General features: G+C 76.6%; 19 protein-coding genes. 10 read left to right on the top strand and 9 right to left on the bottom strand.

What is annotated here, in order from left to right:
- Positions 1–146 precede the first annotated feature (146 nt).
- Positions 147–1,307: an Mrp/NBP35 family ATP-binding protein gene (locus ACI79X_RS10770; protein ID WP_457025389.1), complete on the top strand. Its 1,161-nt coding sequence runs from the start codon at positions 147–149 to the stop codon at positions 1,305–1,307.
- 63 nt (positions 1,308–1,370) lie between these two features.
- On the opposite strand, the gene ACI79X_RS10765 is transcribed toward ACI79X_RS10770, so the two are convergent.
- From ACI79X_RS10765 to sigE, 5 genes are read right to left on the bottom strand one after another with little or no spacing between them, the layout of a single operon-like run.
- A complete protein-coding gene (locus ACI79X_RS10765) occupies positions 1,371–1,967 on the bottom strand; it encodes a mycothiol-dependent nitroreductase Rv2466c family protein (RefSeq protein WP_457025388.1) in 597 nt (198 codons plus the stop codon).
- Positions 1,968–1,982: 15 nt separating this feature from the next.
- Complete coding sequence (locus ACI79X_RS10760) at positions 1,983–2,393, bottom strand: twin-arginine translocase TatA/TatE family subunit (protein ID WP_457025387.1); 411 nt, start codon at positions 2,391–2,393, stop codon at positions 1,983–1,985.
- A gap of 54 nt (positions 2,394–2,447) precedes the next feature.
- Positions 2,448–4,082 (bottom strand): S1C family serine protease, encoded by a 1,635-nt coding sequence (locus ACI79X_RS10755; protein ID WP_457025386.1) that lies wholly within the window; start codon positions 4,080–4,082, stop codon positions 2,448–2,450.
- A gap of 42 nt (positions 4,083–4,124) precedes the next feature.
- Positions 4,125–4,709: an anti-sigma factor family protein gene (locus tag ACI79X_RS10750; protein ID WP_457025385.1), complete on the bottom strand. Its 585-nt coding sequence runs from the start codon at positions 4,707–4,709 to the stop codon at positions 4,125–4,127.
- A gap of 2 nt (positions 4,710–4,711) precedes the next feature.
- Positions 4,712–5,314 carry an RNA polymerase sigma factor SigE gene (gene sigE / locus ACI79X_RS10745; RefSeq protein WP_457025384.1) on the bottom strand — a complete coding sequence of 201 codons (603 nt, stop codon included), beginning with the start codon at positions 5,312–5,314 and terminating at the stop codon, positions 4,712–4,714.
- 190 nt (positions 5,315–5,504) lie between these two features.
- On the opposite strand from sigE, the gene ACI79X_RS10740 reads away from it, so the two are divergent.
- On the top strand, positions 5,505–6,164 hold the full coding sequence (locus ACI79X_RS10740; protein WP_457025383.1) for an O-methyltransferase: 660 nt from the start codon (positions 5,505–5,507) through the stop codon (positions 6,162–6,164).
- Here ACI79X_RS10740 and ACI79X_RS10735 read toward each other — a convergent pair.
- A complete protein-coding gene (locus ACI79X_RS10735; RefSeq protein WP_457025382.1) occupies positions 6,161–6,664 on the bottom strand; it encodes a 2'-5' RNA ligase family protein in 504 nt (167 codons plus the stop codon). The two genes, ACI79X_RS10740 and ACI79X_RS10735, sit on opposite strands and share 4 nt — an antisense overlap.
- A complete protein-coding gene (glgC, locus tag ACI79X_RS10730; RefSeq protein WP_457025381.1) occupies positions 6,661–7,881 on the bottom strand; it encodes a glucose-1-phosphate adenylyltransferase in 1,221 nt (406 codons plus the stop codon). The genes ACI79X_RS10735 and glgC overlap by 4 nt, the downstream gene beginning before the upstream one ends.
- 73 nt (positions 7,882–7,954) lie before the next feature.
- On the opposite strand from glgC, the gene glgA reads away from it, so the two are divergent.
- The 8 genes from glgA (at position 7,955) to ACI79X_RS10690 (ending at position 17,287) form a co-directional block, all read left to right on the top strand.
- Positions 7,955–9,127, top strand: coding sequence for a glycogen synthase (glgA, locus tag ACI79X_RS10725; RefSeq protein ID WP_457025380.1), 1,173 nt, complete (start codon positions 7,955–7,957; stop codon positions 9,125–9,127).
- Between the two features lie 45 nt (positions 9,128–9,172).
- Positions 9,173–10,381, top strand: a complete 1,209-nt coding sequence (locus ACI79X_RS10720; protein WP_457025379.1) for a PP2C family protein-serine/threonine phosphatase — start codon at positions 9,173–9,175, stop codon at positions 10,379–10,381.
- A gap of 20 nt (positions 10,382–10,401) precedes the next feature.
- On the top strand, positions 10,402–11,457 hold the full coding sequence (locus ACI79X_RS10715; RefSeq protein WP_457025378.1) for a hypothetical protein: 1,056 nt from the start codon (positions 10,402–10,404) through the stop codon (positions 11,455–11,457).
- Between the two features lie 31 nt (positions 11,458–11,488).
- On the top strand, positions 11,489–12,235 hold the full coding sequence (locus ACI79X_RS10710; protein WP_457025377.1) for a GAF domain-containing protein: 747 nt from the start codon (positions 11,489–11,491) through the stop codon (positions 12,233–12,235).
- Between the two features lie 70 nt (positions 12,236–12,305).
- Positions 12,306–13,421 (top strand): spore photoproduct lyase family protein, encoded by a 1,116-nt coding sequence (locus ACI79X_RS10705; RefSeq protein ID WP_457025376.1) that lies wholly within the window; start codon positions 12,306–12,308, stop codon positions 13,419–13,421.
- 68 nt (positions 13,422–13,489) lie between these two features.
- On the top strand, positions 13,490–15,160 hold the full coding sequence (locus ACI79X_RS10700) for a SpoIIE family protein phosphatase (protein ID WP_457025375.1): 1,671 nt from the start codon (positions 13,490–13,492) through the stop codon (positions 15,158–15,160).
- A gap of 72 nt (positions 15,161–15,232) precedes the next feature.
- Entirely contained in the window at positions 15,233–16,735 is a 1,503-nt protein-coding gene (locus ACI79X_RS10695) for a phytoene desaturase family protein (RefSeq protein WP_457025374.1), read from the top strand.
- 42 nt (positions 16,736–16,777) lie between these two features.
- On the top strand, positions 16,778–17,287 hold the full coding sequence (locus tag ACI79X_RS10690) for a DinB family protein (RefSeq protein ID WP_457025373.1): 510 nt from the start codon (positions 16,778–16,780) through the stop codon (positions 17,285–17,287).
- A gap of 3 nt (positions 17,288–17,290) precedes the next feature.
- Here ACI79X_RS10690 and ACI79X_RS10685 read toward each other — a convergent pair whose 3' ends face one another.
- Both ACI79X_RS10685 and ACI79X_RS10680 read right to left on the bottom strand, forming a co-directional pair.
- A complete protein-coding gene (locus tag ACI79X_RS10685) occupies positions 17,291–17,908 on the bottom strand; it encodes a DUF4232 domain-containing protein (RefSeq protein ID WP_457025372.1) in 618 nt (205 codons plus the stop codon).
- Position 17,909: 1 nt separating this feature from the next.
- Positions 17,910–19,364 (bottom strand): hypothetical protein, encoded by a 1,455-nt coding sequence (locus ACI79X_RS10680; RefSeq protein ID WP_457025371.1) that lies wholly within the window; start codon positions 19,362–19,364, stop codon positions 17,910–17,912.
- Between the last annotated feature and the right edge of the window lie 7 nt (positions 19,365–19,371).

The following is a 19,371-nucleotide window of genomic DNA, read 5'->3' as shown; positions in this document are numbered from 1 at the left end:
GCGCCGCGAGTGCGCAGCACATCACCCCCGCGCCGGGCGGCACCCGGTGCCGATCGCCGTACAGTGACTGTGACCTGCAGTGCCGGTCGCCGCCGCGTACGGCAGACCGCGAACGGGTCCCCCCGTCGAAGGAGACACACGCACCCATGTCCGACACGCTGACCGGCTCGCCGGCGCTCGACGCCGTCAATGCCGCTCTGGCCACCGTCCAGGACCCGGAGATCAACCGTCCGCTGACCGACCTCGGCATGGTCAAGGACGTGCAGATCGGCGTCGGCGGCGACCCGGGCGCCGTACGCGTCGAGGTCTACCTCACCGTGGCCGGCTGCCCGATGCGCGAGACGATCACCAACCGGGTCACCACCGCGGTGTCCGCCGTCCCCGGCGTGACCTCGGTGCAGGTGGGCCTCGACGTGATGAGCGACGAGCAGCGCGCCGAGCTGCGCAAGACCGTGCGCGGCACCGACACCGCCGAGCCGGTCATCCCCTTCGCCCAGCCGAACTCGCTGACCCGCGTCTACGCGGTCGCGTCCGGCAAGGGCGGCGTCGGCAAGTCCAGCGTCACGGTGAACCTGGCCGCCGCGCTGGCCAAGAAGGGCCTGTCGGTCGGCGTCGTGGACGCCGACATCTACGGCCACTCGGTGCCGCGCATGCTCGGCGTCGACGACAAGCCGACGCAGGTCGACAACATGATCATGCCGCCGCAGTCCTACGGCGTGAAGGTCATCTCGATCGGCATGTTCACCCCGGGCAACACCCCGGTCGTGTGGCGTGGCCCGATGCTGCACCGCGCGCTGCAGCAGTTCCTCGCCGACGTCTGGTGGGGCGACCTCGACGTCCTGCTCCTCGACCTCCCGCCGGGCACCGGCGACGTGGCGATCTCCATCGCCCAGCTGCTGCCGAACGCGGAGATCCTCGTGGTGACCACGCCGCAGCTCGCCGCCGCCGAGGTGGCCGAGCGCGCCGGTGCGATCGCCACCCAGACCCACCAGCAGGTGGTCGGGGTCATCGAGAACATGTCGTGGATGGAGCTGCCCGACGGCTCCCGCATGGAGGTCTTCGGCTCCGGCGGCGGCCAGACGGTGTCCGACGCGCTGACCCGCACGCTCGGCGCCCGGGTGCCGCTGCTCGGCCAGGTGCCGCTGGACACCCGGCTGCGCGAGGCCGGCGACGCCGGTGCCCCGATCGTGCTGGCCGAGCCGGAGGCGCCCGCCGCCAAGGCGCTCGGCGCGATCGCCGAGTCGCTCGCCGTCCGCTCGCGCGGGCTGTCGGGCCGGTCGCTGGGGCTCACCCCCGTCCGCCGCTGACGCGCTGACCCGCACCGGAGGCCCGGTCCCCACCAGGGGGCCGGGCCTCCGGCGTCTGCGGGCTCAGGTCAGGGGCGGCTCGTGCGGCGGGCCCTTGAGCTCGTGGAAACCGGCGGTGCCGCCGACGAGCACGACGCCGTCCCACAGCCGCCCGGCCTCCTCCCCGCGCGGCACCCGCGACAGCACCGGCCCGAACACCGCCGCGCGGGGCCGTCCCGGCTCCCGGACGGCGAGGACCGGCGTCCCGACGTGCGTGCCGACCAGCCCGATGCCCTCCGCGTGCGAGGCACGGACGAGGTCGTCGTGCGCGTCGGTGGCCATGACCTCCGCCAGGTGCGGCGGCAGCCCGGCCCGCTCGAGCAGGTCGCCGACGTCCGGCCACGCACCGCGCGTGTGCACCGCCTCGCCCCACGCGCGGTGGAGCCGGACCAGCGCCTCCTGGCCGTGGCGGTCGGCGACGACGGCGAAGAGCCGCACCGGCTGCCAGAGCCAGCCCTCCGGATCGCCCTCCGGGTCGTCGTCGCGGCCCTCGTTGAGCACCGCCAGGCTCATGACGTGCCAGCGCAGGCGCACGTCGCGGACCCGCTCGACCTCCGCCAGCCAGCAGGCGGTCACCCAGGTGTAGGGGCAGCTCGGGTCGAACCAGACGTCGGCCTCCACGGGCGACCCCGCTGACTACGTCGCGTCGACGTCGAAGGGCGGCGGGACGCTGCGGTCCCGCTCGACCACGGCCGGCTTCACCAGGCTCGCCGCGGTCGCACCCGCCGCGCCGGCCACCTGGCCGGGCACGCCGGCACTCCCCCGCCGCACCGGCGGGGCCAGGTGGTCGTCGGCGTCGTCCTCGAACAGCTGCGCCCGGATGAAGGTCTTCGGGTGGTACTTGCGCAGGTCGAGGTCGCGCAGGCCGGCGAGGTCCTCGCCCAGGGACTCGTCGACCTGGGCGCGGACCCCCGTGAGCGCGGTGCGGGCCCTCTTCAGGCCGGCGGCGGCGTCACGGGCGAGGGTGGGCAGCCGTTCGGGACCGAAGATGAAGAGCGCCGCGAGCGCCAGGACGACGATCTCGCCCCAGCCGATCGAGTCGAACACCGGCGCTCCCGTCGCTCCTGCGGTCTTCCGGTCCCAGGGTAGCCAGCCGCGGTCTCAGGCCTGGTCGAGCGTCGCCTGCACGGTGGTCGAGGAGTCGTCGCGGACGAGCTCGACGGTCACGACGTCGCCGGGCTCGTGCGAGTCGATCGCGACGACGAGCTCCTCGGAGCTGCCGACCGGCTGGTCGTCGACGGCGATGATCACGTCCTGCTCGCGGATCCCGGCGTCGGCCGCGGCGCTGCCCGGCTCGACGTTGAGGACGAGGGCGCCGTCGCGGGTGCCGTCGGTGACCGACCGCGTGTTCACCCCGAGCGCGGCGTGCACGGCCGAGCCGGTGGAGATCAGCTGCTCGGCGATGTCGCTGGCGGTGTCGATCGGAATGGCGAAGCCGAGGCCGACGCTGCCGCCGCCGAGCGAGGCGATCGCGGTGTTGATGCCGATCACCGCGCCGGTGGCGTCGACGAGCGCGCCGCCGGAGTTGCCGGGGTTGATCGGGGCGTCGGTCTGCACGGCGCTGATCACCGCGTTGGTGTCGCTGCCCTCCCCCGCCAGCCGCACCGGCCGGTCGAGGGCGGAGACGATGCCGCTGGTGACCGTGCCGGCGAGGCCCAGCGGGGAGCCGATGGCCACCACCGGGTCACCGACGACGACCGCGTCGGAGCTGCCGAGCGAGGCGGTGACCAGCCCGGGCCTCTCCACCTTGACGACGGCGATGTCGCTGGCCGGGTCGCGGCCGACGATCCGCGCCGCGGAGCCGCTGCCGTCGCTGAAGACCGCGCGGATCTCCGCGCCCTCGACACCGTCGGCGCCGGAGATGACGTGGTTGTTGGTGACGATGTAGCCGTTCTCGCCGTCGATGACCACGCCGGAGCCGGTGGCGCCGGCCTCGCCGATGCGCACCTCGATGGACACGACGGCGGGCGTGACGTCGGCGGCGATGTCGGACACCGAACCGGGCTCGCGGGTGATGCCCTCGTCGGTCGGGGTGAGCGTGGTGCCGGGCGCGAGCAGCGGCGTCTCGGCGGCCTCGCGGGTGAGCAGGTAGCCCACCCCGCCGCCGATCGCGCCGGCCAGCAGGACGGCGAGCACGAGCAGCGCGGCCACCCGGACCGTCAGGTCGCGCAGCCGCAGCTTCTTGCGGCCCTTCCGGTCGACGACGACCGGGCCCTCCTGCTCGGACTCCTCCTCGAACACCGCCGGGCCGGTGAGGCCGGCCGGGGCGTGCGGGTCGCGCCAGGGGTCGCTGCGGGCGTCGGACTTCCACCACGGCCCGGCCGAGGTGCGGCGGCGGCCGGGGCGCCCGCCGGGCGGCTCCTGCAGCCCGCCCTGTCCGGCCGGCGCGCGGAAGGCGCGCAGCACGGCCTCCGGCGGCGGCGGGGGCACCGGCCGCGGGGGCGGGGTGGGCCGGTCGCCGGCGAAGCTGCCCGCGACGGCGGCCGGTCGGCCGAAGGCGGCCTGCTGCGCCGGGCTGGCCGGCGGGGGCGGGGTCACCGCCGGGCGGCGGCGCTCCGGCGGGTCGAACGGGCCCTGCGCGCCGGCCGGGCGGGCGAACGCCTCGCCGTCGGCCGGGAGTGCGGGCGCCTCGTCGGCCGAGTCGGCCCGGGAGGCGGCGGGCGGCGGCGGGAGGACGGCCTCGACGGTGCGGTCGCCGTCGCTGGACCCGGCCTGCCGGGCGTCGGGGGGCGTCACGGGTACAGCGTCCTCTCCGGACCTGGGACTCGGCTCGGAGGGTCAGGGCGTGGCGGCGGGCGCCGTCGCCTCACCGGCCGTGGAGCGGGTGAGCGTGCGCACGACCGGGGGCACCACCTCGGTGCGCTCCTCGGGCTGCGAGCCGCCGGCCACCGAGGCGGGCGGGTCGGACCGCACCGGGCCGCCGTCGGGCAGGTTGACGGTGAGCACGGCGACGCCGAGGCCGAGCCCGGCGAGCGTGCCGGCCACCCCGCGGCGCAGCCAGCGCGCGTGGTGCGCCGGCGCGGGGCGCATCGGCGGGTCGTCGAGGGAGACGGTGAACCGGCCGGAGGAGCCGGAGACGGTGAGCTGGCCGGGGCCGGCGCTCAGGGCGCCGAGGCCGCCCGCGCCGGGGACGTCGGCGGTGAACGGGATGGCGCACAGCCGGGAGAGCAGGTCGCCGGGGACGGCGACGTCGGAGGCGGCGTGCAGCGCCTCCTTGGCCTCGCGCTGGGCCTGCACGAGCATCCGGCACTCGAGGCAGCCGGCCAGGTGCCGGGCGGCGCGGGTGGCCGGCCCGCTGGCCAGCTCGCCGTCGACCAGCGCGGCGATCGCCTCCTGCGCCAGGTGGCTCTCGGGCAGGCTCATGCTCATGCGCCGGCCCCCGGTGCCGTCGCGGCCCCGCGCGGGGCCAGGTGGGCGAGCGCCTGACGCAGCTGCACGCGGCCGCGGTGGATGCGGCTGCGGACGGTGCCGAGCTTGATGCCCAGCGTCGCCGCGATCTCCTCGTAGGTGAGGCCTTCGATGTCGCAGAGGACGACGGCCACGCGGAACTCCGGCGACAGCGCGTCGAGCGCGGCCTGCACCTGCGGGTCGAGGTGGGTGTCGGCGTAGACCTGTTCGGGGCTGGGGGCGGTGCCCGGCAGCCGCTCGGTGTCCTCGGGGAGCGCGTCGAACCGGATCCGCTGGCGGCGGCGGACCATGTCGAGGAACAGGTTCGTGGTGATGCGGTGCAGCCAGCCCTCGAAGGTGCCCGGCGAGAAGTCCGCGAGCGAGCGGAACACCCGGACGAAGGTCTCCTGGGTCAGGTCCTCGGCGTCCTGCGCGTTACCCGAGAGGCGGTAGGCCAGCCGGTAGACGCGGGCGGAGTGGTCGCGGACGACCTGCTCCCACGTCGGGGCGACCCACACCTCACCGGCGCCGGACGCGGCCGGCTGCTGGTCTGCGGGAGGGGGGACGCTGGCCTCGGACACGCTCCCAGTATCGCGGACGCGCACGCTGCCGACCTCCCCCGGAGAAGGGGGAGGGACGGCGGCACGCTGGGGTGTCACGCCCGGTCTAACGGCCGGCCGCTCCCCTGGTGTTCCCAGGTGCGTTCCTCTGACAGGTTCCTCACAGGCTCGGGTCCCGGGCCGGTCGCGGCCCGGCCTCTACCCTCGCCCGGTGACGATCGCCTCGGGACCGCCCTCGCGGGGCGGCACCGGCGGCGCCGCGTGGGCCGACCGGTACGCCACCGAGGACCCCGCCCTCGCCGCCGCCCGGGCCCGCGCCACCGCGCTCGGCGGCCCGCCGCCGGTGGAGCCGGCCGTCGGCGCGACGCTCGCCGTGCTGGCCGCCGGGGGCAACGCCCGCGCGGTCGTCTCGATCGGCAGCGGTGGCGGCGTCGCCGGCCTGTGGTTGCTGCGCGGCATGCGCCCCGACGGCGTCCTGACCGTGCTCGACACCGACCCCGAGCAGCTGCGCGCCGCCCGGCGGGCGCTGGCCGACGCCGGGGTGCCGCCCGGACGCACCCGGATGATCTTCGGCACGCCCGCCGAGGTGCTGCCGCGGCTGTCCCCCGGCGCGTACGACCTCGTCGTGTGCGCCGGCCCGCCCACCGAGTACGCCGCGCACCTCGAGGCCGTCGTCGGGCTGGTGCGCCCCGGCGGCACGCTCGCCTGCCACGGCCTGCTCGACGGCGACCGGATCGGCGACCGCGCCGCCCGCGACCCGCAGACCGTCGCCTGGCGGGAGCTGGCGCGCACCGTCCGCGAGGACGAGGCGCTGACCTCGGCCGTGCTGCCCATCGGCGCCGGCCTGCTCGTGGCCGCCCGCCGCGCCTAGCCGGCGAAGGGGTGCTCCCCGAGCGGCTCCCACGGGCCGCCCAGGTAGCGCCACAGCCCCAGCCCCCGCGCGGGCACGTCGTACGGCACGAAGGACGCGGCCAGCCGGTCGCGCAGCTCGCGGGCCACCGCCGGCTCCACCTTGTTCTGCACCGTCACGTGCGGGGAGAGCCGCTGCCGGTCCTGCGGGGTCAGCCACGGCCCGAACTCCGCGGCGAGGCCCGCGTGCAGCGCGGCCAGCTCGGGTGACGCCAGCCGGTAGGCCACCCCGCGGCCGAGCAGCTGCAGCCCGGTGACGGCGACGTCGAACGGCGGGCGGCCGGCCGCGCGGGCCAGCGCCGCCTCGACGGCGGGCCGCTCCTCCCCCGGCAGCGCGTGGAACAGCGTCACGTGCGCGGCGAGGTGGTTGCGCTCGCGCGGGAAGTGCTCGGCGCGCAGCCGGTCGAACCGCGCCTGCGCCTCCTCCTCGAGCAGCAGCGTGACGACGAGCGGCTCGGTCACGGCAGCGCGCGGGCGCCCTTCCCGAGGACGGTCACGCCGCCGGCGCTGACGTGGTAGCGCGCGCGGTCGGCGTCGACGTCGACGCCGATGCGCGCCCACGGCGGGACGACGACGTTCTTGTCGAGGATCGCGCGGCGCACGTACGCGCCCTCGCCGATCTGCACGCCGTCCATGAGCACGCTGTCCTCGACCCGGGCGCCGCGGTCGACCCGCACCCCGGGCGAGACGACGGAGTTGTGCACCGAGCCGCCGCCGATGATCGCGCCGGCGCTGACCATCGACTCCTCGGCCCGCCCGCCGAGCACGAACTTCGCCGGCGGCAGCTGCGGCGGCAGCGTGTAGATCGGCCAGCGGTCGTTGTAGAGGTTGAACACCGGCGTCACCGACACCAGGTCCATGTGCGCGTCGAAGTACGCGTCGATCGTCCCGACGTCGCGCCAGTAGCCGTGGTCGCGCTCGGTGCTGCCCGGGACGATGTTGGTCGAGAAGTCGTAGACGTAGGCGTCACCGGTGGCGGCCATCATCGGCATGATCGAGCCGCCCATGTCGTGCACCGAGTCGGGGTCCTCGGCGTCGGTGCGCAGCGCCTCGAGCAGCGCGTCGGTGGTGAAGACGTAGTTGCCCATGGAGGCGAAGGACTCCTCCGGGGAGTCCGGCAGGCCCGGCGGGTCGGCGGGCTTCTCGAGGAAGCCGCGGACCTTCCCGTCGGCGTCGGCGTCGATGACGCCGAAGCCGGTGGCCTCCTGCCGCGGCACGCGCAGCCCGGCGATGGTCACACCGGCGCCGGTCTGCAGGTGCTGGTCGACCATCTGGCCCGGGTCCATCCGGTAGACGTGGTCGGCGCCGAAGACGACGACGATCTCGGGCCGCTCGTCGTAGATCAGGTTGAGGCTCTGGAAGATCGCGTCGGCGCTGCCGGTGTACCAGCGCGGGCCGAGCCGCTGCTGCGCCGGCACCGGGGTGATGAAGTTGCCCAGCAGGTTCGACATCCGCCACGTGGTGGTGATGTGCCGGTCGAGGCTGTGGCTCTTGTACTGGGTGAGCACCGCGATCTGCCGGATCTCGGCGTTCACCAGGTTCGAGAGCACGAAGTCGATGAGCCGGTAGTTGCCACCGAAGGGCACCGCCGGCTTGGCCCGGTCCTGCGTCAGGGGCGCCAGCCGCTTGCCCTCACCGCCGGCCAGGACGATGCCGAGAACCCGAGGACCGCCACGCATGCAGGGAACCTAGCCGCTGGCCGGGATCGGCGTCGCCCCGCCCGCGCCCTTCCCGCCCCCTAGGGTGACCGCCGTGCGGATCGGCATCGTGACCCGGGAGTGGCCACCAGACGTCTACGGCGGTGCCGGGGTGCACGTCGAGCACCTCGTGGCGGCGCTGCGCGCGCTGCCCGCGGGGCCCGACGTCGACGTGCACTGCTTCGGCGCCCCGCGGCCGGACGCGGTCGCCTGGCCGGTGCCCCCGGGCCTGGCGCAGGCCAACGGCGCGCTCCAGGCGCTGGGCACCGACGTCGAGATCGCGGCCGGGCTGGCCGGCGTCGACCTGGTGCACAGCCACACCTGGTACGCCAACGGCGCGGGCCTGCTCGCCGGGCTGGTGCACGGCATCCCCCACGTGGTCACCGCGCACTCCCTCGAGCCGCGCCGGCCGTGGAAGGCCGACCAGCTCGGCGGCGGCTACCGGGTGTCCTCGTGGGTGGAGCGCTCCGCCTACCTCGCCGCGGACGCCGTCGTCGCGGTCAGCCACGGCATGCGCGCCGACGTCCTCGACGCCTACCCCGACCTCGACCCCGCGCGGGTGCACGTCGTCGGCAACGGCGTCGACGCCGAGGCCTACCGGCCCACCCCCGCGCCCGACGTCGTCCGCTCCCTCGGCGTGGACCCCGACCGGCCCTACGCGCTGTTCGTCGGGCGGATCACCCGGCAGAAGGGCGTCGTCCACCTGCTGCGGGCCGCCGAGCAGCTGCCGCCCGAGGCCGGGCTGGTGCTGTGCGCCGGCGCCCCCGACACCCCGGCCGAGCGGCAGCAGGTCGCCGACGCGGTGGCCGAGCTGCAGGCGCGCCGGCCGGGCGTCGTCTGGATCGAGGCGATGGTGCCCCGCGAGCAGCTCGTGCCGCTGATCACCGGCGCGACGGTGTTCGTCGTCCCCTCGGTCTACGAGCCGCTCGGCATCGTCAACCTCGAGGCCGCCGCCTGCGGCACCGCAGTGGTGGCCAGCGCCGTCGGTGGCATCCCCGAGGTCGTGGCCGACGGCGTCACCGGGCTGCTGGTGCCCTACGACCCCGACGACGCCGCCGCCTTCGAGGCGGGGCTCGCCGCGCGGATCGCCGAGCTGCTGGCCGACCCGGCCCGCGCCGCGGCCATGGGCGCCGCCGGCCGGGAGCGGGTGCTGTCGGAGTTCGGCTGGCCGGCGATCGCCCAGCAGACGGTGCAGGTCTACTCGTCGGTCCTGGAGGCCCGCGGCTGAGCCCGGGACGGCGGGGGCGGCGCCCGGATGGGAGGCTGTCCCGTCGTGACGTCCGCGCCGCCGCCCTCCGCCGAGGACCCGATCCGGGCCCTGGTGCGCGCGTCGCACCACCTGCCCGCCGACCGGCTCGCCTCGGTGGTGACGGCGCACGCGCGCCGGCTGGGCACCCTGGCGGCGGTCGTGTACCTCGCGGACTACGCCCAGCACGAGCTGGTGCCCGTCCGCGGGGAGGACGTCCCCGACCGGCCGGAGCTCACGATCGACGGCTCGGTGGCCGGGCGCGCGTTCCGCCGCGTCGAGCCGGTCTGGTCCGCGCCGCACGACGGCCCGGGCTCGCTGTTCGTGCCCCTGCTCGACGGCGCCGAGCGGATCGGCGTGCTGGAGTTCGTCGTGGAGGCGGAGCCGCCGCCGGACCTCGAGGACGACGCCCGCTCGTTCGCCTCGCTGGTCGCCGAGCTGGTGGTCACCCGGGACGCCTACAGCGACTCCTTCGCCCGCCTCCGCCGTCGCCGGCCGCTGTCGCTCGCGGCCGAGCTGCAGTGGGACCTGCTGCCGCCGCTCACCTACGCCAGCTCGCGCGTGGTCATCACCGGCGCGCTCGAGCCCGCCTACGACATCGGCGGCGACACGTTCGACTACGCGGTCAACGGCCCGGAGGTCGACCTGCTGGTCCTCGACGCCGTGGGCCACGGGCTGCCCGCGGCGCTGCTGGCCGTGGCCGCCGTCGGGGCCTACCGGCACGCGCGGCGCGACGGGCTGGACCTGCCCGCCATCGCCGCCGCGGTCGACGCCGTGGTGGCCGCCGAGTTCAGCGGCAGCCGGTTCGCCACCGCGGCCATCGCCCGGCTCGACCTCGACTCGGGCCGGCTGCGCTGGGTGAACTGCGGGCACCCCGACCCGATCCTCGTCCGTGACGGCCGGCTGCTGCGCCCGCCCGCGTGCCGGCCGGCCCGGCCGCTCGGGCTGCTGTCCGGCGAGCCGGAGGTCTGCGAGGTGCAGCTGCGCCCGGCCGACCGGGTGCTGCTCCACACCGACGGCGTCGTGGAGGCCCGCTCGCCGGAGGGGGCGTTCTTCGGGGAGGAACGGCTGGCCGACCTCGTGGTCCGCGCCGAGCTCGCCGGCGACCCGCCGCCGGAGACGATGCGCCGGCTGATGGGCAGCGTCATGGAGCACCAGGCCGGGCAGCTGCAGGACGACGCCAGCATCGTGATGGTCGAGTGGCGCACCGGGCGCGAGGACCGGCTGAGGCTGTGAGCGCGGCGACGAGCGAGCCCGTGTCCGGGGCCGCCGCCGCCCGGCCCGACGTCGTCGTCGGGCTGGTGGCCGCGCCCGGGGCCGCGCTGGAGGTGGCCGACGAGCTCGCCGCCGACCTCGCCGGCGCGCTGCGCGAGCGGCACCCCGACGTGGCCTGGGACGTGCGCGTGGTCGAGGACGGCCTGGTGCAGCCGCCGGCCGACGACGCCGAGATCGTGGCCGCGGCCCGGGAGCGGCTGCTGGCCGAGGAGTGGGACCTCGCCGTCTGCGTCACCGACCTGCCGCTGACCGTGGGCCGGCGCACCGTCGTCGCGCACGCGAGCCCCGTGCACGGCGTCGCGGTGCTCTCGCTGCCGGCGCTGGGCGCGGTGGGCCGCCGGCGGCGGGCGCTGCAGACGTCGGCGGGCCTGGTCGCCGCGCTGCTCGGCGACGACGGCGGCGACGACCCCGAGGCACTGCGCCGGCGGGTGCGGGAGCTGGCGTCCGACACCGGCGGCGACGACGGCGTCGGCTTCACCGCCCGAGTGCTCAGCGGGAACCTACGGCTGCTGGTCGGCATGGTGCGGGCCAACCGGCCGTGGCGGCTGACGATCTCGCTGTCGCGGGCGCTGACCGCCGCCGTGGCCGCCGGGGTCTTCGCGCTCATCACCCCGGACGTCTGGCTGCTGGCCGACCGGTTCGGCCTGCCCCGGCACCTGGCCGTCGGACTCGGCTCGGTGGTGGCCATCTGCGCCACGCTCGTCGTGGGCGCGGAGCTGTGGGAGCGGGCGCGGTCGCGGCGGGTGCGCAAGCAGGTGGCGCTGTTCAACCTGGCCACGGTGGCCACCGTCGTCATCGGGGTCCTGACCCTGTACGCGGCGCTGTTCCTGCTGGCGCTGGCCGGGGCGCTGCTGCTGGTCCCCTCGGGGCTGTTCGCCGAGGGCCTGGGGCACCGGGCCTCGCTCGGCGACTACCTGGAGCTGGCGTGGCTGACGAGCTCGCTGGCCACGGTGGGCGGCGCGCTGGGCGCGGGCCTGGAGTCCGACGAGGCGGTGCGCAGCGCGGCCTACACCCACCGCGCGGGCCAGGACGGGTGACGAGACCGGCGGGTCCGGGGGAGGATGGGCTGTGACCATCGCCACACGGTTCGCCGCGGCGCTGCACGAGCAGACCGCCCGCGGGCCGGGCGGGACCGAGCTGCTGCCCGTGCGGCTGTCCCGGGCAGCGGCGGCCACGCTCGGCGTCGACGGCGCCGGGCTGTCGGTCGTCGACGCCGCCGGCGCGCGGATCCCGCTCGGGTCGAGCAGCACCGCGGCGGCGTGCGCGGAGCGGCTGCAGTTCACCGTCGGCGCCGGTCCCTGCTGGGAGGCCCAACGGACACGGCAGCCGGTGTTCGCCGTGCTGGCCGACCTGCGGCGGCGGTGGGCACCCTTCGCCGACCTGCTCACCCAGCAGACGCCGTTCCGCGCGGTGGTCGCCTTCCCGCTGCGCGAGGACCTCGCCGGCGCGGGCGCCCTGGACCTGTACTTCACCGACGACGCCGCGGTGCCCGCGCTGGACGTGTTCGCCGCGGTCGCGGTCGGCGAGCTGGTCACCGCCGCGCTCACCGAGGCGGCGGTGTGGTCGGACTGGCCGGCCGAGCGCGGGCCGGACTGGCTGCACAACCCGGAGGCCCGCCGCCGGGCCGCCGTGCTGCGCGCCGCCGGCCGCGCGGCGATGACGCTGGAGACCGACCCGGCGACGGCGCTGACGCTGCTGCGCGGCAGCGCCTGGGCGGACGGGCGGACCGTCGAGGACGTCGCCGAGGACCTCGAGAGCGGCCGGCTGCGGTTCGAGGACCTCGCCGGCGGACCGGTGCAGGGACCCGCCGCCTGACCCGGCCCGTGTGACCGTCCCCGCAGGTCAGCGGCGGAATCCACCCCGCCGCGGGGGTGCTGTAACCCGTGTGACCGCAGCGCCCTCGCCGTCGTCCGTCCCGACCGCCCCCGCGCCCGTCCCCTCCCCCACCCGCCTGCTCGACGTGCGCACCGTCTACGCCGAGCCCGCCGCCCTCGACTCCGCCCGCGGCCGCGAGGTGCTCGCCCGCTTCCCCGGCGCCGAGGTGGTCGAGGTGCCCTCGCACTGGCAGATCCCCGAGCTGAACGGCAACGAGGGCAACGTCGAGCGCTGGGTGCGCGTCAAGACCGAGACGCTGGTGCTCGGCGTCAAGAAGTCGTTGTCGGCCCGGCCGAACAGCCGGTCGTCGAACTGGATCGCGCCGTCGACGGCGAACGGCTGCGCCATGGCCTGCGCCTACTGCTACGTGCCGCGGCGCAAGGGCTTCGCCAACCCGATCACCGTGTTCACCAACATCGAGCAGATCACCGGGTACCTGCGCCGGCACGTCGCCCGGCAGGGTCCCAAGACCGAGGCCGACCAGTGCGACCCGGTGAGCTGGGTCTACGACATCGGCGAGAACAGCGACTGCTCGGTCGACGCGCTGGTCAGCGACAACGTCGCCGACCTGGTCGCCACCTTCCGCGAGCTGCCCACCGCCAAGGCGTCGTTCGCCACCAAGTACGTCAACCGGCAGCTGCTCGACCTCGACCCGCAGGGCCGCACGCGCATCCGGTTCTCGCTCATGCCCGACGCCGACTCGAGGGTGATCGACGTGCGCACCAGCCGCATCGCCGAGCGCGTCGCCGCCGTCGACGACTTCGTCGAGGCCGGTTACGAGGTGCACCTCAACCTCTCGCCGGTGGTGCTCCGCGAGGGCTGGGAGGCCGACTGGGCGCAGCTGCTGCGGCAGCTCGACGACACCCTCTCCCCCGCCGCGAAGGCGCAGGCGGCGGCCGAGGTGATCATGCTGACCCACAACCGCGACCTGCACGAGGTCAACCTCGGCTGGCACCCCAAGGCCGAGGACCTGCTGTGGCGGCCGGACCTCCAGCAGCCCAAGCGCAGTCAGAACGGCCAGTGGAACGTCCGCTACCGCAACCACGTGAAGCGGGCGGGCGTCGAGCGGCTGCAGGAGCTCATCGCCTTCCACGCGCCCTGGCTGCGCGTCCGCTACGCGTTCTGACCCGGCCGCCGGTCGGACGTGTGCGACGCTGGACGGACGCGTCCGCAACTCGCCGGGGGAGGAGTGACATGCAGCCCGAGCCCGTGTCGCCCGTCCCCGCACCCGCACTCCTCGAGGCGCTCCCCGACACCGTCGTCGTGGCCGACGGCGCCGGCCGGATCGCCTACGTCAACCCGGCGGTGCGGGTGCTGCTGGGCCACGACGCCGCTGAACTGGTCGGCCGGTCGCTGACCGTGCTCATGCCCGAGCGGTTCCGGGCCGGCCACGGGGAGGGTTTCTCGCGCTTCCGCCGGACCGGCGAGGGACCGCTGGTGGGGGCCACCACCCAGGTGCCGGCGCTGCACGCCGACGGCCACGAGGTCCCCATCGACCTGACGCTGTCCCGGCTGGGCCCGACCGAGGGCGCCGACCCGGACGGCGCGGTCGTGGTGGCCGTCCTGCGCGACGCGAGCACCACGATCCTGCTCGAGCGCCAGTTCCTGGTGAGCCGGTACCTCGCCGCGACGCTGCGCGTCACCGCCGCGCTCACCGAAGCGCCGGACGCCGAGCACGCCTTCCAGCAGCTGCTGCCCACCCTGTGCGCCGAGCTCGACTGGGACACCGCCTCCCTGTGGGAGCCGGACCAGGCCGCGGGGCACCTGGTCTACGCGGGGGCCTGGACCGCACCGGGCGGACACGTCGGCGCCATGTACTCCGGGACCGTGGGCCGGGCGTTCCCCAGCGGGTCCGGGCTCCCGGGTCTGACCTGGTCGACGCGGACACCGGTGGTGATGGAGGACCTCTGGGAGGACCCACGCTTCCTGCGGCGGGCCGAGGCCCGGGCCGACGGCCTGCGCACCGGTGTCGCGTTCCCGGTGGTCCACGACGGCGCCGTGCTCGCGGTCTGCGAGCTCTTCTCGCGGCGGCAGCGACAGGTGCCCGACGAGCTCCTCGACGTCCTCGCCCACGCCGGCCGGCAGATCGGTCAGTACCTCAGCCGACTCCGGGCCGAGTCCGAGGTGCGACACCTGGCCGACACCCTCCAGCGCAGCCTCCTCCCCTCCACCCTGCCGGAGGTCCCGGGCCTGGAGTTGGCCTCCTGCTACCGCCCGGGTAGCGCGTCCGCGCTCGTGGGCGGCGACACCTACGACGTGACGGCGCTGCCGGACGGGCGCTGGATGGTGATCATCGCCGACGTGTGCGGCACCGGCGCCGAAGCAGCGGCGGTGACCGCGCTGACCCGCCACACCGCCCGTGCGGCGGCGGCCGCCGGGGACCCGGCCGAGGTGCTCCGCGCGGTGAACACGGCCCTGCTGCACGAGCAGTCGAGCGGGCCGCTGCGGTTCGTGACCGCCTGCTGCCTGGTCCTCGAGCCCGGGGACCACGGGGTTCGGGCGGCACTCTCCGTGGCCGGGCACCCGCTGCCCGTGCTCCGTACCGGAGAGGGGTGGACGGAGGTCGGCACCCCGGGACGCCCCCTCGGCATCGACGCCGACCCGGTCTTCCCGCAGACGAGGCTCGACCTCTCCCCGGGGTCTGCCCTCGTGCTCTACACCGACGGGGTGACCGAGGCACGCGACCGAGCCGGCAGCCAGTTCGGGGAGGAGGGACTGCTCGGCGTCCTGCGCAGGCACGGGCTCGACGCCGCCGAGGGCCTGGCCGAGGGGGTGACCCGGGCCGTCGAGGACTGGGGGCTGGGCTCGCCGCACGAGGCCGACGACCTCGCCGTCCTGGCGCTGACCGTCCCCTGCCGGACCTGAGGAGCCGGTCAGCCGGCGTCCCGGCCGGTGATCACCCGATCGGGGACCCGGCCGGCGCACTACGGTGACGGTGTGGCGCGCGTCGTGGTCGTCGGCGCCGGGCTCGGCGGCCTGGCGGCGGCCGCCCGGCTCGGCGCGCTCGGGCACCGCGTGACCGTCCTGGAGCAGGCCGACGGCGTCGGCGGCAAGCTCGGCTGGTTCGAGCGCGACGGCCACGCCTTCGACACCGGCCCGAGCCTCGTGACGCTCCCCCAGGTGCTGCGCGACCTCTTCGACGCCACCGGCGGCCCGCTGGAGGACGCCGTCGACCTGGTGCGCCTGGACCCCGCGGTGGCCTACCGCTTCGCCGACGGGACGGAGCTGGCCGTCCCCGGGCACCTCGACGACGTCCCGGGAGCCCTGGACGCGGCGCTCGGCGACGGCGCCGGCGGTCAGTGGCGGGCGCTGCTCGACCGCGCCGAGGCGATGTGGGCGATCACCGAGCAGCCCTTCCTCCGCTCGCCGCTGCGCGGGGCGGCGACCCTCGCCCGGCTGGCCCGCGACCCGGCCGACGTCGGCACCGTCGCGCCGTGGCAGACACTGCGCGGGCTGGGCGCCCGCCACCTCCGCGACCCGCGGCTGCGGGTGCTGCTCGACCGCTACGCCACCTACTCCGGCTCCGACCCGCGCCGGGCGCCCGCGGTGCTGGCCACCGTGCCGTGGGTGGAGCAGGCGTTCGGCTCCTGGTACGTGCGCGGCGGGCTGCACCGGCTCGCGGAGGCGGTGGCCGACCGGGCGCGCGAGCGCGGCGCGGACGTCCGCACCGGCACGCCGGTGCGGCGGGTGCTCAGCGACGGCGGCCGGGTGTCCGGGGTGGAGCTGGCCGACGGCGGCGAGATGACCGCCGACGTCGTGGTCTCCGGGGCCGACGCCACGGCGCTCTACGCAGGGCTGCTGCCGCCGAACCGGCGCACCCGCGCGGTGCGGCGCGGGCTGACCCGGGCGACGCCGTCGCTGTCGGGGTTCGTGCTGCTGCTCGCCCTGCGGGGGCGCACGCCCGGGCTGGCGCACCACACGGTCGCCTTCCCCGCCGACTACGACGCCGAGTTCGACGCCGTCTTCGGCACCGGCCGGCACCGCGGCGTGCCGTGCCCCGTGCCCGACCCGACGATCTACGTGAGCGCGCCCGACGACCCGGCCACCCGGCCCGACGACGACAGCGAGTCGTGGTTCGTGCTGGTCAACGCGCCGCGGCACGACCCCGACGCCGGCGTCGACTGGGACGCGCCGGGCCTGGCCGACCGCTACGCCGGCCGGGTGCTCGAGGTGATGGCCGCGCGCGGGCTCGACGTGCGCGACCGGGTGCGCTGGTGCGTGGCCCGCACGCCGGCCGACCTCGCGCGGGAGACCGGCAGCGTCGGCGGCTCGATCTACGGCACGTCGAGCAACGGCGCCCGCGCGGCCTTCCTGCGCCCGGGCAACGCCGCGCCCGTCCGCGGGCTCTACCTCGTCGGCGGCTCCTCGCACCCCGGCGGCGGGCTCCCGCTGGTCACCCTGTCGGCCGAGATCGTCGCCGGGCTGGTCGGCCCCGCCTGAGCCGGGGCACGCGCTGTCGGCGGCCGGTGCGAGGCTGCCCGCGTGCGCACCGACCCGCCGGGAACCGGCGACGAGACCACCCTGCTGAGCGCCTACCTCGCCTACCAGCGCGAGACACTGCTGCGGAAGACCGACGGGCTCACGCGCGAGCAGCTGGCGCGCACCCACCCGCCGTCGTCGCTCACGCTGGCCGGGCTGCTGTACCACCTGGCGCTGGTCGAGGAGACCTGGTCGGTGGAGCGGTTCGCCGGGGAGGCGGAGCTCCCGCCGTGGGACGGGGTCGACTGGGAGGCCACCCCCGACTGGGAGTTCGACGCCGCCCTCGGTCTCGAGCCGGACGATCTGCGCGAGCGCTACCGGGAGGCCTGCCGGCGCACCGACGCCGTGGTGGCCGCCGCCGGCTCCCTCGACGCGCTCTCGGCCGTCCCGCTGCGCTCCGGCGGGCGGTTCAGCCTGCGGTGGATGCTGCTGCACCTGGTCGAGGAGACGGCGCGGCACGCCGGGCACGCCGACCTGCTGCGGGAGGCGGTCGACGGCGTCACCGGCGAGTGAGCGTCAGCGCGCGAGCCCGGTCGCCCAGGCGGCCACCTGGATCTCCCCGGTGGTGCCGGCGTCCACCCACATCGGCAGCACCTGGCCCGGGTCGCCGGGCACCGGGACCACGCGCAGCGCCTGGCCCTCGGTGAGCCCGCCGGCGGTCACCGTCGCCGACCACGACACCCCGGTCACCGCGCTCTCCCCCGGCCACAGCACCAGCGGGGCGGGGCCGGGGTCGATGACCATGTAGCTGGACTCGTGCTCCGTCGTGAACGGCATCGGCCGGCCGGCGGCGTCGAGTACCTCGACCGCCGGGTAGCCGGTCACCTCCCGCGGGGCGTCCCCGCAGTTGGTCACCGTGACGACGACGGCACGGTGACCGAGCCCGGCGTCGACCGGGCCGGCGGTGACCAGCAGGCCGAGCGGCGAGCAGGCCGGCGCCACGGGCTGCGGGACCGCCGGCGCGTCCTCCGGACCGGGCGCGGGCGGGGTCGCCGGGGACGGGGAGCGTGGGACGCCGATGCCCGCGGCGTCGGCCGCACCGCCGGGCGTGCGGACGGCCAGCGCGACCGCCGTCACCGCGACGACGGCCAGGGCCACCAGCAGCGGGACCAGCCAGGACGCGCGGGAGCGCACCTCAGCCCCGCGCGGCGCCGAGGCCCAGCACCGCGGCCAGGCCCAGCGCGCTGCGCGGCGCGTAGGCGGTCCGCCACAGCCCGCCGTGGACGGCGGCGTGCGCCTCGTCCTGCCAGGGGTGCTCGTGCCGCGGGCCGCCGCCGGTGTGCAGGTCGTGCACGAGCAGCGCGGCCATCAGCACGTTCGACGTCGCCGGCTCGAACACCTCGACGCCGAAACGGTGCGCGCCGGCGTAGGCGGCGGCCAGCGCCGGGTTCTTCACCACCGAGCGGGTGCGGGTGGGCGGGGCGACGTTCATCGACACCGTCGTCCCCGCGGCCCGCGCCACCGTGGCCCGCCAGCGCTGCAGCCGCTTGGCCAGCGCGTAGTTGGGGCCCTGCTGGGCGACCAGGCTGTCGTTGATCCCGGGGTCGGCGCCGGGCACGTAGGCGCGCTGCAGCAGCCGGCCGGCCGACAGGGTGCGCAGCGGCCGGCCGACCAGCTTGCCCACCCGCGAGCGGCCCGCGTAGGCGCGCACCGACTGCGCGACGGCCTCCCCGGGGACGGCGAACACGTCGGTGGGCGTGGCGAGGAAGGCCAGCGCCGTCTCCGGCCGGGCCGCCTGCAGGCGCAGGGTGAGCGCGTCGACGGCGGCGGAGACCCGCACGTTCGTGGCGCCGTCGGCGTAGACGTAGTTGCCGAGCACCGGCTCCCCCGGCAGCCCGGCCACCCAGTCGGCGACGGCGGGCACCTCGCGCACGAGGTCGGCGCCCGCGCCGCCGGGCAGGTCGCCGTCGGCGGGGACGAGCAGCGTGCCGGCGCCGCGGCGGGCGGTGTCGAGGACGCGGCGCCACAGGTCCGGCCGGGGCAGGTCGACCCCGGCCACGGTGGCGCCCCAGCGCAGCAGCGCGGTGAGCGGGCCCATCTCGGCCCCGGCGCCCAGGACGACGACGGTGCGGCCGGGCAGCGCCAGCCACTCCGGGTGGGCGGCCACGGTGCGCACCGCCTCGGCCGCCGACGGCTCGAGCACGCCGCACTCGGCCCAGGTGTCCAGCCGCCGGGACAGCTCGGCGCCGCGCAGCCGCGACCCGTGGAACGGCAGGCTGAACTCGTGCTCGGCCTCGCCCTCGCCGGCGACCTCCCGGGTGCCCGGAGTGCGCGTGGCCGGCGCGTCGAGCAGGGCCGACAGCGGCCGCTCGCCGTCGTCCCCGGCCACCCGCAGCCGGGCGTGCACGGCGTCGAGCCCGGCGCCGGCGACGGTGCGCGCCGCCTCCGGGGAGGCCAGGCCCGCCTCGACGAGCCGCCGGAAGTGGGTGAGGTACCCGGCGCGCCAGTTGGTCTCCTGCTCGACGGCGCGGGCGCCCACCGGGTCGACCGGCCGCAGCGCGTCGGCGACCACCGCGCGGCCCACCGCCGCGGTGCTGCGCCGCCCGTCGGGGCCGGCGGGGAAGACGACGCCGGTGTCGTCGGTGCTCATGGGCTCC

It is taken from the genome of Geodermatophilus sp. SYSU D01119 (assembly GCF_054049975.1).
The sequence above is the reverse complement of the archived record's forward strand: the minus strand, read 5'-3'. Positions and strand labels throughout refer to the sequence as shown.